Annotated in this window: 14 protein-coding genes and 1 riboswitch; of the genes, 13 read left to right on the top strand and 1 reads right to left on the bottom strand. The window is 61.9% G+C overall.

Annotated elements, in window-relative coordinates; translation table 11 throughout:
* The first annotated feature begins 178 nt into the window (after positions 1-178).
* From hda to PSEBG33_RS07920, 3 genes are all read left to right on the top strand, one after another.
* Entirely contained in the window at positions 179-883 is a 705-nt protein-coding gene (gene hda, locus PSEBG33_RS07910) for a DnaA regulatory inactivator Hda (protein ID WP_005790177.1), read from the top strand.
* Between the two features lie 209 nt (positions 884-1,092).
* Positions 1,093-1,722 carry a C40 family peptidase gene (locus tag PSEBG33_RS07915; protein ID WP_005790175.1) on the top strand — a complete coding sequence of 210 codons (630 nt, stop codon included), beginning with the start codon at positions 1,093-1,095 and terminating at the stop codon, positions 1,720-1,722.
* 144 nt (positions 1,723-1,866) lie between these two features.
* Complete coding sequence (locus PSEBG33_RS07920; RefSeq protein ID WP_005790173.1) at positions 1,867-2,406, top strand: C40 family peptidase; 540 nt, start codon at positions 1,867-1,869, stop codon at positions 2,404-2,406.
* Positions 2,407-2,474: 68 nt separating this feature from the next.
* Here the strand turns inward: PSEBG33_RS07920 and PSEBG33_RS07925 are convergent, their stop codons facing one another.
* Positions 2,475-3,788: a PQQ-dependent sugar dehydrogenase gene (locus PSEBG33_RS07925; protein WP_005790171.1), complete on the bottom strand. Its 1,314-nt coding sequence runs from the start codon at positions 3,786-3,788 to the stop codon at positions 2,475-2,477.
* Between the two features lie 99 nt (positions 3,789-3,887).
* A riboswitch (cobalamin riboswitch) is annotated at positions 3,888-4,134 on the top strand.
* 78 nt (positions 4,135-4,212) lie between these two features.
* On the opposite strand from PSEBG33_RS07925, the gene cobO reads away from it, so the two are divergent.
* The 10 genes from cobO to PSEBG33_RS07975 all read left to right on the top strand — a co-directional run bounded on the left by cobO (position 4,213) and on the right by PSEBG33_RS07975 (position 13,497).
* Positions 4,213-4,824: a cob(I)yrinic acid a,c-diamide adenosyltransferase gene (cobO, locus tag PSEBG33_RS07930; protein WP_005790169.1), complete on the top strand. Its 612-nt coding sequence runs from the start codon at positions 4,213-4,215 to the stop codon at positions 4,822-4,824.
* On the top strand, positions 4,821-6,212 hold the full coding sequence (locus PSEBG33_RS07935) for a cobyrinate a,c-diamide synthase (RefSeq protein ID WP_005790167.1): 1,392 nt from the start codon (positions 4,821-4,823) through the stop codon (positions 6,210-6,212). Before cobO ends, PSEBG33_RS07935 begins: the two co-directional genes overlap by 4 nt.
* Positions 6,209-6,859: a 5,6-dimethylbenzimidazole synthase gene (gene bluB, locus PSEBG33_RS07940; RefSeq protein WP_005790165.1), complete on the top strand. Its 651-nt coding sequence runs from the start codon at positions 6,209-6,211 to the stop codon at positions 6,857-6,859. Before PSEBG33_RS07935 ends, bluB begins: the two co-directional genes overlap by 4 nt.
* The gene (cbiB, locus tag PSEBG33_RS07945) at positions 6,856-7,764 is read left to right on the top strand and encodes an adenosylcobinamide-phosphate synthase CbiB (protein ID WP_005790163.1); all 909 of its coding nucleotides are present in this window, start codon (positions 6,856-6,858) and stop codon (positions 7,762-7,764) included. Before bluB ends, cbiB begins: the two co-directional genes overlap by 4 nt.
* Positions 7,757-8,746 (top strand): threonine-phosphate decarboxylase CobD, encoded by a 990-nt coding sequence (cobD, locus tag PSEBG33_RS07950; RefSeq protein ID WP_005790161.1) that lies wholly within the window; start codon positions 7,757-7,759, stop codon positions 8,744-8,746. Before cbiB ends, cobD begins: the two co-directional genes overlap by 8 nt.
* Complete coding sequence (locus tag PSEBG33_RS07955; protein WP_005790159.1) at positions 8,743-10,194, top strand: cobyric acid synthase; 1,452 nt, start codon at positions 8,743-8,745, stop codon at positions 10,192-10,194. Before cobD ends, PSEBG33_RS07955 begins: the two co-directional genes overlap by 4 nt.
* Before the next feature lie 426 nt (positions 10,195-10,620).
* Positions 10,621-11,142: a bifunctional adenosylcobinamide kinase/adenosylcobinamide-phosphate guanylyltransferase gene (cobU, locus tag PSEBG33_RS07960; protein ID WP_005790157.1), complete on the top strand. Its 522-nt coding sequence runs from the start codon at positions 10,621-10,623 to the stop codon at positions 11,140-11,142.
* The gene (gene cobT / locus PSEBG33_RS07965) at positions 11,139-12,194 is read left to right on the top strand and encodes a nicotinate-nucleotide--dimethylbenzimidazole phosphoribosyltransferase (RefSeq protein ID WP_005790155.1); all 1,056 of its coding nucleotides are present in this window, start codon (positions 11,139-11,141) and stop codon (positions 12,192-12,194) included. Before cobU ends, cobT begins: the two co-directional genes overlap by 4 nt.
* Positions 12,191-12,766 carry an alpha-ribazole phosphatase family protein gene (cobC, locus tag PSEBG33_RS07970; protein ID WP_005790153.1) on the top strand — a complete coding sequence of 192 codons (576 nt, stop codon included), beginning with the start codon at positions 12,191-12,193 and terminating at the stop codon, positions 12,764-12,766. The genes cobT and cobC overlap by 4 nt, the downstream gene beginning before the upstream one ends.
* Before the next feature lie 2 nt (positions 12,767-12,768).
* The gene (locus tag PSEBG33_RS07975; RefSeq protein ID WP_005790151.1) at positions 12,769-13,497 is read left to right on the top strand and encodes an adenosylcobinamide-GDP ribazoletransferase; all 729 of its coding nucleotides are present in this window, start codon (positions 12,769-12,771) and stop codon (positions 13,495-13,497) included.
* Positions 13,498-13,536: the final 39 nt, after the last annotated feature.

Below are 13,536 nucleotides of genomic sequence, written 5' to 3'. Positions count from 1 at the left end.
CCGGGTTTGTTGTTTGTGGGGCAGGGGGCGTCAAACAATCCGCGTAAAACCGCCAGGTTAACGCAAACCTTTGATTTTGCTTGTGGTCTGCTGCATTGTGCACCCGGCGTCACGGGTATAAACTTTGCAAACTTTACACAGAGGCCACTAACGGTTCGATGGGAGCCGTTCAGTCAGCATGAAACCGATTCAGCTGCCCCTAGGTGTGCGTCTGCGTGATGACGCTACCTTTATCAATTACTACCCAGGCGCCAATGCCGCTGCACTCGGCTATGTGGAGCGGCTTTGCGAAGCCGACGCCGGGTGGACTGAAAGCCTGATCTATCTGTGGGGCAAGCATGGCGTGGGGCGTACCCACCTGTTGCAGGCCGCGTGCCTGCGTTTCGAACAGATGGGCGAGCCGGCAGTGTATTTGCCCCTGGCCGAGTTGATGGACCGCGGTGTCGGCATCTTCGACAACCTTGAGCAATACGAACTGGTGTGCCTGGACGACTTGCAGGCGGTGGCCGGCAAGGCGGATTGGGAAGAAGCGCTGTTTCACCTGTTCAACCGCCTGCGCGACAGCGGTCGTCGTTTGCTGATCGCCGCTTCCACATCGCCTCGTGAGCTGCCGGTGAAGCTGGCCGACCTCAAGTCGCGCCTGACCCTGGCGCTGATCTTCCAGATGCGCCCGTTGTCCGATGAGGACAAGTTGCGTGCCCTGCAGCTGCGTGCTTCCCGACGTGGCCTGCACCTGACCGACGAAGTCGGGCACTTTATCCTGACTCGTGGCACCCGCAGCATGAGCGCGCTGTTCGATTTGCTTGAGCAGCTTGACCAGGCCTCCTTGCAGGCGCAAAGAAAATTGACGATTCCTTTCCTCAAAGAAACACTGGGTTGGTAAGGCGTTGATTTGCCAGCAATCGGCAATTTACGGGCGCCAGAAAACCTGCGTTTGAGCCCAGCGGGCCACGCAAGTGCAGTGATAAATGGAATTACGGCTTAGATGGCATAGTCCAAACAATAAGTCACATAGATCACGATTGAATTTGCAAATCGATGTGATAGAGGGCATAGTCTCGGCTTCTTTACACATCAGCCACGGTCGTGCCCATGCTAAATCGCTTCGCACCCCTCGTGCCTCTCGCACTCGTTACCCTATTGTTTGGTTGCGCCTCCCACCCTCAACAGGTGGCAGAACAGCCCAAACCACAGGTTCAAAATCAGGCCAAGTTCGTTGCTGCACAGTCTGCTTCTGTTTATGAAGAAGAGATGGCAACCGAAAAAGAACTCGCCGAGTTTTCAGACAGCAAGCCTTACCAGCTGCCCCTTCTGGCCGACAGCATTCTTGAACGCGGCAAGTCCCTGATCGGTACTCGTTACCGTTTTGGCGGCACCTCTGAAGCCGGTTTCGATTGCAGCGGTTTCATCGGTTATCTGTTTCGTGAAGAAGCTGGCATGAACCTGCCTCGCTCCACCCGCGAAATGATCAACGTGGATGCACCGTTGGTCGCACGCAACAACCTCAAGCCGGGCGATCTGCTTTTCTTTAGTACCAGTGGCCGTGGTCGTGTCAGCCACGCCGGTATCTACCTGGGCGATAATCAGTTTATCCACTCCAGCAGCCGCCGCAGCGGTGGTGTTCGGGTCGATAACCTGGGCGACAGCTACTGGAGCAAAACCTTCATCGAAGCCAAGCGCGCACTCGCCATGGCCCCGACTACGGTTACCGCTAGTAAGTAAAGTTAAAGTGATACTTGAAGTTTGACGTGTAAGCGCTAGAATCCCTGGACATTGTTGTTATCCGTTCGCGCGAGCTTTGCTTGCGCGTTCTGGTTTTCAACGTTCGGCAGCGAAAGCCGCATCCAGACCAGGATTGTTCTGCACATGTCGACCTCGGCCCGCCTGATGCTCATTGTTTGCGCCGCGCTGCTCAGCGCCTGCGCCAGCCGCCCACCGCCGCCCGCGCCTGTAGCGGTCAAGCCCAAGCCGGTATTCAACTACGCCACCCAGAATTTTTCGCCGGCTGCCGAAGACGTGCTCTTCCGTGCGTTGGGCCTGGTCGGCACGCCTTATCGCTGGGGCGGCAACACACCGGATTCGGGGTTTGATTGCAGTGGCCTGATCGGCTTTGTGTTCCGCGACGCCGCCGGCATTTCCCTGCCGCGCACCACCCGCGAACTGATCGTGATGCGTGGCCAGGACGTCAGCGAGCAGAACCTGCAAACCGGTGACTTGCTGTTCTTCGCCACAGGCGGTGGTTCACGGGTCAGCCATGCGGGAATCTATGTCGGGGAAGGGCGCTTTGTGCATGCGCCGCAAACCGGCGGTACGGTTAAGCTCGACACGCTATCCAAAGCGTATTGGCAGAATGCCTACCTGAGTGCGAAACGGGTTTTACCGGGGAATCTGGCACGCAACCCTTGAGTCGTACATAGATCCAAATGTGGGAGGGGGCTTGCTCCCACATTATTTTGTGGTGTGTTTGAGGTGAGTTATTTGGCTGCCGACACCTGCCACACCTTATTGCCCACATCATCAGCCACCAGCAAATCCCCTTGCTGGTCGATCACCACGCCCACCGGCCGGCCCATGGCTTTCTCGTCGCTGTTGAGAAACCCCGTCAGCACATCCACCGGCTGTCCTTTCGGCTGGCCTCCTTCAAACGGCACAAAAATCACCTTGTAACCACTGTGCGGCTTGCGATTCCACGAACCATGCTGGCCGATAAACGCGCCGTTGCTGAATTGCGCAGGCAACTTGCTGCCCTCGGCGAAGGTCAGCCCCAGTGAAGCGGTGTGCGGGCCTACCGCGTAGTCTGGCGTGATGGCTTTGGCAACCAAATCCAGGTTTTGCGGCGTGACGCGCACATCCACATGCTGGCCGTAATAGCTGAAGGGCCAGCCATAGAAGCCGCCATCCTTGACTGAGGTGATGTAGTCCGGCACCAGGTCGCTGCCGATTTCATCGCGCTCGTTCACCGCAGTCCACAGTTTGCCGCTCTGTGGCTCCCAGGCCATGCCGTTGGGGTTGCGCAGGCCGGAGGCGAAAATGCGGTGTTGGCCGGTGGCGCGATCAACTTCCCAGATGGCCGCGCGGCCTTGTTCGGCGTCCAGGCCATTTTCACCGACGTTGCTGTTGGAGCCGACGCTCACATACAACTTGCTGCCATCCTTGCTGGCCACCACATTTTTCGTCCAGTGGTGGTTCAAGGGGCCACCTGGCAACTCCACGACTGTTGTGCCTGGGGATGTGATTGCGGTTTCACCTGGCTGATAAGGAAAACGCAGCAACTTGTCCGAGTCCGCCACGTACAGGTCGTTGCCCACCAGTGTCATGCCAAACGGCGAATTCAGATTTTGCAGAAATACCGTACGCGTTTCGGCCACGCCGTCATGATCGGCATCGCGCAACAACGTAATGCGGTTCGGGCTCGGCACACCGGCACCGGCGCGGCCCATGACTTTTTCCATCACCCAACCCCGCACGCCTTTGGTGTCGTCTGGCTTGGGTGGCGCATTGGTCTCGGCCACCAACACGTCGCCGTTGGGCAGTACGTAGAGCCAGCGTGGATGCTCCAGGCCCTCGGCGAATGCGGCCACTTGGGTGCCGGCGGCAGCCGTTGGCTTGGCGCCTTCAGGCCAACCGATCGCCGGGGCGATGTTGACGGTGGGAATCAGCGTCTTGTTCGGCTCCGGCAGTTTGGGCGAGGGCCCGGTGCCATCGGAGACTTGCAAGGTGGAGCTTTCGCCGCAGGCGGCGAGGCTGCCGGTGAGCATGATCAGTAAGGCCAGTCGGGTTTTAGGCATGGTTTTCTCCTTGATACCTGTAAGGGTAGAGAAGCACGCTGTACGGATGGTTCAAGTACAAGGCCAGCTTTAATTGACGCTCCACCCCCAACCCACTAACCTTCGCGGCTTGTTCCAGGTGCTCTGTGGCGTGCGCGTCGACAGGGTGAAACAGGGAAGCCGGTGAGCGAGCGCACTTGTACACAGTGCTGCCGCGATTCCGGCGCTGCCCCCGCAACGGTAAATGAGTCAAGACGGTGCTGTTTGCCACTGTATCGCCCGCGATATGGGAAGGCGCGCCCTCGGCTGCTTCGACAAGACGCGCCACTCATGAGTCCGGAGACCGGCCTTGAACATTCAACAGCATCACGGTGGGCGATGCTTGGCTGTCTGTTTTTTCTTTTTCCTGCCCGCCGTTTTTGTCCAGCCCCAACGGAGAGCTGCCATGACCGATTCCCCCGACCGCGACGAACGCCACCTGGCGCGCATGTTGCGCAAAAAAGCCGTGATCGACGAGCGCATCGCCAATTCGCCGAATGAGTGCGGCTTGTTGCTGGTATTGACCGGCAACGGCAAAGGCAAGAGCAGTTCGGCCTTCGGCATGTTGGCCCGCGCCATGGGCCACGGCATGCAGTGCGGTGTGGTGCAGTTCATCAAGGGCCGCAACAGCACAGGCGAAGAGCTGTTCTTTCGGCGCTTCCCCGAGCAAGTTCGCTTCCACGTCATGGGCGAAGGCTTCACCTGGGAAACCCAGGATCGTCAACGCGATATCGCCGCCGCCGAAGCAGCCTGGGCGGTGTCGCGGGCAATGCTCAATGACCCTTCCATTGGCCTGGTGGTGCTGGATGAACTGAACATCGCTCTCAAGCACGGCTACCTCGACCTGGACCAGGTGCTAAGCGACCTGCAAGCCCGCCCGCCGATGCAGCATGTGGTGGTCACTGGCCGTGGTGCCAAGCCTGAATTGATCGAAATGGGCGACACCGTCACCGAAATGGGCATGCTCAAGCACGCCTTCCAGGCCGGTATCAAGGCACAGAAGGGCGTCGAACTTTGAATCAGCCCCGTCATTGCCCGGCCTTCTTGATCGCCGCTCCGGCGTCCGGCCAGGGCAAAACCACGGTCACCGCCGCGCTGGCCCGTTTGCATCGCAACCTGGGGCGCAAGGTGCGCGTGTTCAAATGCGGGCCGGACTTTCTCGACCCGATGATCCACGAGCGCGCCAGCGGGGCGCCGGTGTATCAATTGGACATGTGGATGGTGGGCGAGCAGGAAAGTCGTCGTCTGCTGTGGGAAGCGGCGGGGGAGGCTGACCTGATCCTCATCGAAGGCGTGATGGGGCTGTTCGACGGCACCCCCTCCAGCGCCGACCTGGCGCGGCACTTCGGCGTGCCTGTGCTGGGGGTGATCGACGGGACTGCCATGGCCCAGACCTTTGGTGCCCTGGCCCTGGGCCTTGCGCGCTATCAGCCCGACCTGCCGTTCGCCGGCGTGCTGGCCAACCGTGTCGGCACCCTGCGCCATGCCCAGTTGCTCGAAGGCAGCCTCACCGAGGGCTTGCGTTGGTACGGCGCGTTATCCCGCGAGACCGGTATCGAACTGCCGAGCCGCCATTTGGGCCTGGTGCAAGCCAGCGAACTCAATGACCTCGATGTACGCCTGGATGCTGCTGCCCAGGCATTGGGCAGTAGCTGCGAAGTGGCCCTGCCGCCGCCCGTGACCTTTGCCGCGCCCGAAGTGATCAAGGCCGAACCGTTACTTGCCGGTGTGCGTATCGCCGTCGCCCGTGACGAAGCCTTTGCTTTTACCTATGGCGCCAGCCTGGATTTGCTGCGGGCCATGGGTGCCGAGCTTGAGTTTTTCTCACCTATCCATGATCGCCAACTGCCGCAGGCAGACAGCCTTTACTTGCCAGGCGGGTATCCGGAACTGCACCACCAGGCGCTGTCGGCAAACACCTCGATGCTGGAGGCCATCCGTGCTCATCACGCCGCCGGCAAGCCACTGCTCGCCGAATGTGGCGGCATGCTCTATCTGCTCGATTCGCTGACGGATGTAGAGGGCGACAGAGCCGAACTGGTTGGCGTGCTGCCAGGCGATGCGGTGATGCAAAAGAAACTCGCGGCCCTGGCCCTGCAAAGTGTCGAATTGCCGGAAGGCACGTTGCGCGGGCACACCTACCACCACTCCTTGACCAGCACCGCATTGGCGCCGATCGCCCGTGGCCTGAGCCCTAACGGCGGGCGCGGGGCTGAAGCGGTTTACCGACAAGGGCGGCTGACCGCTTCCTACGTGCACTTTTATTTTCCGTCGAATCCTGGCGCGGTGGCCGCGTTGTTCGCGCCAGACCTTGAGACCGCTATCGCAGGCAAGTCAGCCCCCACAGTTGACCGAGTTGAAAACCAATCCAATGTGGGAGGGGGCTTGCCCCCGATGAGGCCATGACTGACAACGCCTTCCCCGAGGCCGACCGCCAGGCCGTCTACCGTGCCATCGCCGAACGCCGCGACATGCGCCACTTCACCGGCGGCAGCGTTGCTCCGGAACTGTTGCACCGCTTGCTCCAGGCCGCGCACCAGGCACCCAGTGTAGGTCTGATGCAGCCATGGCGTTTTATCCGTATCAGCGACCGCCGGTTGCGCAGCCAGATCCAGCAGTTGGTGGAAGAAGAGCGCGTGCGCACCGCGCAGGCCCTGGGCGAGCGCTCCGATGACTTCATGAAGCTCAAGGTCGAAGGCATCAACGACTGCGCCGAGGTACTGGTGGCTGCACTGATGGATGATCGCGAGCGCCACATCTTCGGGCGCCGCACCTTGCCGGAAATGGACATGGCGTCTCTATCTTGCGCAATCCAGAACCTGTGGCTGGCGGCGCGCGTGGAAGGCCTGGGCATGGGCTGGGTGTCGCTGTTCGAACCCCAGGCGTTGGCCGAACTGCTGGGTCTGCCACCCGGCGCGAAACCCCTGGCCGTACTGTGCCTGGGGCCGGTGGCTGAGTTCTACCCGGCACCGATGTTGCAGCTCGAAGGCTGGACCGAGCCGCGGCCGCTGAGTGACATGCTGTATGAAAACACGTGGGGAGTGAGTCAATGAGTGTGGCCTTGCTGTGTGTCGCTGCGGTGGCGCTGGATGCGCTGCTGGGTGAACCCAGGCGCTGGCATCCGCTGGTGGCGTTCGGCAACTTCGCCGGGCGCATCGAGCAGCGTTTCAATAGCGGTGGGCGTGGCTGGCGCAGCCATGGCGTGACCGCGTGGTTTATCGCAGTGGTGCCTCTGACCTTGCTGGCCACCGCGTTATCGTGGGCGCCTTATATCGGCTGGCTCCTGGAAATCCTGGCGTTGTACTGCGCCTTGGGCATGCGCAGCCTGGGCGAGCATGTGACGCCGGTGGCCCAGGCCCTGCGCAGCGATGATCTGGATGAGGCACGCAAACGCGTGAGTTACCTGGTCAGCCGCCAGACCAGCGAACTGGACCGCACCGAAGTTGCGCGCGCCGCAACCGAGTCGGTGCTGGAGAACGGCAGCGATGCGGTATTCGCCGCGTTGTTCTGGTTTGTGGTGGCAGGCGTGCCAGGCGTGGTGCTTTATCGCCTGAGCAACACCCTCGACGCCATGTGGGGCTATCGCAACGAGCGCTTTGAGCGTTTTGGCTGGGCGGCTGCAAAGATCGACGATGTGCTCAACTACATTCCTGCGCGACTGGTGGCCTTGACCTACGCGCTATTGGGCAAAACCCGTCTGGCCCTCAAATGCTGGCGCACCCAGGGCCCGACGTGGGACAGCCCTAACGCCGGTCCGGTGATGGCTGCCGGTGCCGGTGCGTTGGGCGTCGAACTCGGTGGCGCAGCGATTTATCACGGCGAGGTGCATCAGCGCCCGCAGTTGGGCGAAGGCCCGCCGGCCGATGCCGACTCCATTGATCGTGGCTGGCACCTGGTGCAGCGCGGCGTATGGTTGTGGCTGCTGGTCTTGTGTGTAGGGGCGCAAATCTATGCTTGAACACGGTGGTCGGCTGCGAAAGGCCGCGATTGAATACGGGATTGCCGAAGCGGATTGGCTTGATCTGTCCAGTGGCCTGGCGCCCTGGCCGTGGCCGATTCCCGAGATCCCGCTGCGTGCCTGGGCCCGCTTGCCGGAAACCGATGATGGCCTGGAGAGGGCCGCCTGCGAGTATTACGGCGCCGCCCAGTTGTTGCCGGTGCCGGGCTCCCAGGCCGCGATCCAGTTGCTGCCGCGCCTGCGCCGCTCCGGCAAGGTCGGCGTGCTTTCGCCTTGCTATGCCGAGCACGCCGAAGCCTGGCGCCGCGCCGGTTATGTGGTGCGTGAAGTGCAGGAGCAGGAGGTCGACTTTTTCCTCGACAGCCTCGACGTGCTGGTGGTGGTCAACCCCAACAACCCCACGGGCCTGAGCCTGTCCCCGCAACGTTTGCTGGACTGGCATGCACGGCTGGTCCAGCGCGGTGGCTGGCTGGTGGTGGACGAAGCGTTCATGGACGTGACCCCCGATTCAAGCCTGGCGAGCCATGCCGATCAGGTCGGTTTGATCGTACTGCGTTCGTTCGGCAAGTTTTTCGGCCTGGCCGGTGTACGCCTGGGCTTTGTGCTGGCCGAACGCAAGTTGCTCAAGTTGCTGGCCGAACAGGTCGGGCCCTGGGCAGTCAGCGGGCCGACGCGGGTATTGGGCCAAGCGTGCCTGCGCGATACGGATGGGCACACCCGCCAGCGCAATCGATGCATCGAAGCGGGCCAGCGCTTGTTCGAACTGCTTGAGCGCAGAGGCTTTCAACCCCACGGCGGCTGCGCATTGTTCCAGTGGCTGATCACGCCTCATGCCGAGCGCCTGCACGAATTCATGGCCCAGCGCGGCATCCTGCTGCGCCTGTTTGTGCACGACAGCAGCGTGCGTTTCGGTTTGCCCGACACCGAAGCCGACTGGTTGCGGTTGGACGAGGCTTTGGCCGCATACAAGGAGGCCACATGAGTACGCTGATGGTGCAGGGCACTACCTCCGACGCCGGCAAGAGTACCCTGGTGACCGCGCTGTGCCGTTGGCTGGTGCGTCAGGGTGTTGCGGTGGTGCCGTTCAAACCGCAGAACATGGCGCTCAACAGCGCGGTGACGGCCGAAGGCGGCGAGATCGGCCGCGCCCAGGCGGTGCAGGCCCAGGCCGCCAACCTGGCACCCCACACCGACATGAACCCGGTGCTGCTCAAGCCCAACAGCGACACCGGCTCGCAAGTGATCATCCACGGTCGCGCCGTGACCAGCATGAACGCCGTGGCCTATCACGACTACAAAGCCATTGCGATGCAGGCGGTGCTGGCTTCCCACGCACGGTTGAGCCAAGCCTACCCGGTGGTGATGGTCGAAGGCGCGGGCTCCCCGGCCGAGATCAACCTGCGCGCCAATGACATCGCCAACATGGGCTTCGCCGAAGCGGTGGATTGCCCGGTGCTGTTGATCGCCGATATCAATCGCGGCGGCGTGTTTGCCCATCTGGTCGGCACCCTGGAATTGCTGTCGCCCAGCGAGCAGGCACGGGTCAAGGGCTTCATCATCAACCGTTTTCGCGGTGATATCGCGCTGTTGCAGCCTGGCCTGGATTGGCTGGAGGCGCGCACCGGCAAGCCGGTCGTCGGCGTGTTGCCCTATGTGATGGACCTGCACCTGGAGGCGGAAGACGGCATCGACCAGCGCCAGATCGACAAGGCCGCCCACGTGCTCAAGGTGGTGGTGCCGGTGTTGCCGCGTATCAGCAATCACACTGACTTTGACCCGCTGCGCCTGCACCCGCAGGTGGATTTGCAGTTTGTCGGGCCGGGCCAGGCGATACCTGCGGCTGACCTGATCATCCTGCCTGGCTCCAAAAGCGTACGCAGCGATCTGGCCTTCTTGCGCGCCAATGGCTGGGATGCGGCCGTGGCGCGGCATCTGCGTTATGGCGGCAAGGTGCTGGGGATCTGCGGCGGGTTGCAGATGCTGGGTGAGCAGGTGCATGACCCGCTTGGGCTGGAGGGTGTGGCCGGGTCCAGTGCCGGCCTCGGGCTGCTGGCGTTTACTACAACGCTGGAGGAGCACAAGCAACTGCGCAATGTGCGCGGACGCTTGGTGCTCGAAGATGCTGAAGTGAGCGGATATGAGATTCACGCGGGTGTGACATCAGGCGATGCCCTGCTCAGCGCTGCGGTGCTGCTGGACGATGGTCGCAGCGATGGCGCGCTGAGTGCTGACGGGCAGATTCTCGGCACCTACCTGCACGGGCTGTTCGAAACACCGGCGGCGTGCAGTGCCTTGCTGCGGTGGGCCGGATTGCAGGAGGTGCAAGAGGTGGATTATCACGGGTTGCGCGAGCGTGATATCGAACGGTTGGCGGATCTGGTTGAACACCATTTGGACACCGATTTGTTGCGCAACCTATGTGGGATTTAACAGTGTGTACGCGATGCAAATGTGGGAGGGGGCTTGCTCCCGATGGCGGCCTGTCGGTGTACATATCCATTGCTGCGGTAACGGCCACTTATGGTTCCGCTCTTACAGCGGGTCACTTTTGAAAAGCGCAAAAGTAACCAAAACGCTCTTGCCCCACCACTCGGCACCTCGCCTAGGCTCGGTGTGCCCGAACGCAGGCTTGAATCCGTGGGCCGCCGTCATGGGCCATCCCTGGCCCAGGACGGCTAACCCGGCGTCCTGCCGGGTTACCCACGGATTCAAGCCTGCGTTCGGCCAGTGTGGTTTAACGGGGCGCCTAAGATCAAAAGCAAAATCAAGAGCGGCTCGCTGCGCATCGTGGTTACGTAAAGCGCCGCATTCATTCTGGTTTTGCGCTCCACCTTTGACTTTTACAGGGCTAATTCCATGCTCCAACTGATCTTGGGTGGTGCCCGCTCGGGCAAGAGTCGCCTGGCTGAAAAGCTCGCCTGCGACAGCGCTTTGCCGGTCACTTATATCGCCACCAGCCAGCCGCTGGATGGTGAAATGAATCAGCGGGTGGCGCTGCATCGCGAACGTCGCCCGGATCATTGGGGGCTGATTGAAGAACCCATCGAGCTGGCGCATGTGCTGCGTGAAAACGCCGCTACCGACCGCTGCCTGTTGGTGGATTGCCTGACGTTATGGCTGACCAATCTGCTGATGCTCGACGATAGCGATCGTCTGGTGTTCGAGCGCGATCAACTGCTGCAAACCCTGGCCTCGCTACCAGGTGAAATCATTTTTGTCAGCAACGAGACCGGTCTGGGTGTCGTGCCGCTGGGCGAATTGACTCGCCGCTATGTGGATGAAGCCGGTTGGCTGCATCAAGCCTTGGCCGAGCGGTGTCAGCGTGTGGTGTTGACGGTTGCCGGCCTGCCCCTGACTTTGAAAGGTACTGCGTTATGACGGACTCCTGGTGGCTCAACCCCTGCAAGGCCATTGATGCCGCTGCTCATGAGCAGGCGCTGGCGCGTCAGCAACAATTGACCAAGCCCGCCGGTTCCCTCGGCCAGCTGGAAGCGCTGGCGGTGCAACTGGCGGGTTTGCAGGGCCAGGTCAAGCCGTCGGTGGAGCAACTGTGGATCGCGATTTTTGCCGGTGATCACGGTGTGGTCGCCGAAGGCGTGTCGGCATTTCCCCAGGAAGTGACCGGGCAGATGCTGCAAAACTTCGTCAGTGGTGGTGCGGCGATCAGCGTGTTGGCGCGGCAACTGGATGCGCAACTGGAAGTGATTGATCTTGGCACAGTGACGCCCTCGCTGAACTTGCCCGGCGTGCGTCATGTGAATATCGGCGCGGGCACGGCCAACTTTGTTGATGGCCCGGCGATGACCCAGGCTCAGGGGCTGTTGGCATTGCAAGCCGGCCGAGACAGCGCGCACCGCGCTCTGGAACGCGGTACGCAGGTGTTTATCGGCGGCGAGATGGGTATCGGCAATACCACCGCGGCCAGCGCGTTGGCCTGTGCATTGCTGGATTGCCAGGTGAGCGACCTGACTGGCCCTGGCACAGGTTTGAATGCAGCGGGCGTCAGCCACAAGGTCGCGGTCATCGAGCGCGCTTTGGCGCTGCATGCCGGGCAACGGGGTGATGCGTTGCAAACGCTGTTCAATCTCGGCGGTTTTGAAATTGCCGCGTTGGTTGGCGCTTACCTGGCCTGTGCGCAGGCAGGTATCGTGGTGCTGGTGGATGGGTTTATCTGCAGCGTTGCGGCGCTGGTGGCGGTGCGCTTGAACCCGGCGTGCCGCGAATGGCTGGTGTTCGGGCATCGCGGTGCCGAGCCGGGCCATCGCCATGTGTTGCACAGCCTGGATGCCGAACCGCTACTGGAACTGGGCTTGCGCCTGGGCGAAGGCAGCGGCGCGGCGCTGGCGGTGCCGTTGTTGCGTTTGGCCTGTGCGTTGCACGGGCAGATGGCAACCTTCGCCGAAGCGGCCGTGGCAGATCGCCCCGCATGACCCTGCACCTGGACCTGCTGCGCCACGGCGAAACCGAGCTGGGCGGCGGCCTGCGCGGCAGCCTGGACGATGCCTTGACCGCCAGGGGCTGGGAGCAGATGCGAGCCGCGGTGGTGGGGCAGGGGCCATGGGATCGGTTGATCGGCTCACCGTTGCAACGCTGCGCCTTGTTTGCCCAGGAGCTGGGAGCACAGCTCGGCCTGCCGGTCAGCCTTGAGCCGGCTTTGCAAGAACTCCACTTCGGTGCCTGGGAAGGCCAGAGCGCCGCGGCGCTGATGGAGACCGATGCCGAAGGGCTGGGTTTGTTCTGGGCCGATCCCTATGCGTTCACGCCGCCCCAAGGCGAGCCTGTCAGTGCATTTTCCGAGCGGGTGCTCGGCGCGGTGTCACGCCTGCATCAGGCTTACGCCGGCCAGCGCGTGTTGTTGGTCAGCCATGGCGGCGTGATGCGCCTGCTGCTGGCCCGGGCGCGTGGGATGCCGCGCGAGCAACTGCTGAACGTCGAGGTCGGCCACGGCGCGCTTTTCAGCCTGCAGGTCGGTGCCGACGGCGTACTGAAAGAAGGATCGTGACGATGTTGCCGTTCTGGATTGCCCTGCAATTTCTCAGCTGCCTGCCGATCCGCTTGCCGGGTATGCCGCAGCCTCAGGAGCTAGGCCGTTCGTTACTGTTTTATCCGCTGGTGGGACTGCTGTTCGGTCTATTGCTGTGGGGGTTGAACCTGGTATTGATGGGCGCGCCCTTGCTGCTGCACGCCGCGCTGTTGCTGACGGCCTGGGTGCTGCTCAGCGGTGGCCTGCACCTGGATGGCCTGGCGGACAGCGCCGATGCCTGGTTGGGTGGCTTTGGTGATCGCGAACGCACGCTCAGTATCATGAAAGATCCGCGCAGCGGGCCGATTGCGGTGGTTACCCTGGGCTTGGTGCTATTGCTCAAGTTCAGCGCGTTGGTGGCCTTGATCGAGCAGCATAATGGCGCCGCCCTGATCCTGGCGCCGTTGATCGGACGGGCTTCGATGCTGGCGCTGTTTCTTACCACGCGCTATGTGCGGGCAGGAGGGTTGGGCCAGGCCTTGTCGGACTACTTACCGCGGATTGTCGGCCAGCAGGTGCTGATCCTCAGCGGATTGACCTGCATCCTGATCGGTGGTTTCAACGGTGGCATTGCGGTATTGCTGGCGGTGCTGTGCTTTGTGTGGCTGCGTTACTTGATGATCAGGCGCCTTGGCGGTACCACGGGCGACACGGCAGGCGCGCTGTTGGAGCTGCTGGAAGTCGCTGTCCTGGTCGGGTTGGCGCTGTAACGCTTTCTTGCAATTCCTTAACTCCGGGTATATACACGC

This window comes from Pseudomonas synxantha BG33R, from assembly GCF_000263715.2.
Lineage (GTDB): Bacteria > Pseudomonadota > Gammaproteobacteria > Pseudomonadales > Pseudomonadaceae > Aquipseudomonas > Aquipseudomonas synxantha_A.
The sequence above is the reverse complement of the archived record's forward strand: the minus strand, read 5'-3'. Positions and strand labels throughout refer to the sequence as shown.

Coding starts and splice junctions, on each gene's coding strand:
- hda (WP_005790177.1), top strand. CDS start 179: ATGAAACCGATTCAGCTGCCCCTAGGTGTGCGTCTGCGTGATGACGCT.
- PSEBG33_RS07915 (WP_005790175.1), top strand. CDS start 1,093: ATGCTAAATCGCTTCGCACCCCTCGTGCCTCTCGCACTCGTTACCCTA.
- PSEBG33_RS07920 (WP_005790173.1), top strand. CDS start 1,867: ATGTCGACCTCGGCCCGCCTGATGCTCATTGTTTGCGCCGCGCTGCTC.
- PSEBG33_RS07925 (WP_005790171.1), bottom strand. CDS start 3,788: ATGCCTAAAACCCGACTGGCCTTACTGATCATGCTCACCGGCAGCCTC.
- cobO (WP_005790169.1), top strand. CDS start 4,213: ATGACCGATTCCCCCGACCGCGACGAACGCCACCTGGCGCGCATGTTG.
- bluB (WP_005790165.1), top strand. CDS start 6,209: ATGACTGACAACGCCTTCCCCGAGGCCGACCGCCAGGCCGTCTACCGT.
- cbiB (WP_005790163.1), top strand. CDS start 6,856: ATGAGTGTGGCCTTGCTGTGTGTCGCTGCGGTGGCGCTGGATGCGCTG.
- cobD (WP_005790161.1), top strand. CDS start 7,757: ATGCTTGAACACGGTGGTCGGCTGCGAAAGGCCGCGATTGAATACGGG.
- PSEBG33_RS07955 (WP_005790159.1), top strand. CDS start 8,743: ATGAGTACGCTGATGGTGCAGGGCACTACCTCCGACGCCGGCAAGAGT.
- cobU (WP_005790157.1), top strand. CDS start 10,621: ATGCTCCAACTGATCTTGGGTGGTGCCCGCTCGGGCAAGAGTCGCCTG.
- cobT (WP_005790155.1), top strand. CDS start 11,139: ATGACGGACTCCTGGTGGCTCAACCCCTGCAAGGCCATTGATGCCGCT.
- cobC (WP_005790153.1), top strand. CDS start 12,191: ATGACCCTGCACCTGGACCTGCTGCGCCACGGCGAAACCGAGCTGGGC.
- PSEBG33_RS07975 (WP_005790151.1), top strand. CDS start 12,769: ATGTTGCCGTTCTGGATTGCCCTGCAATTTCTCAGCTGCCTGCCGATC.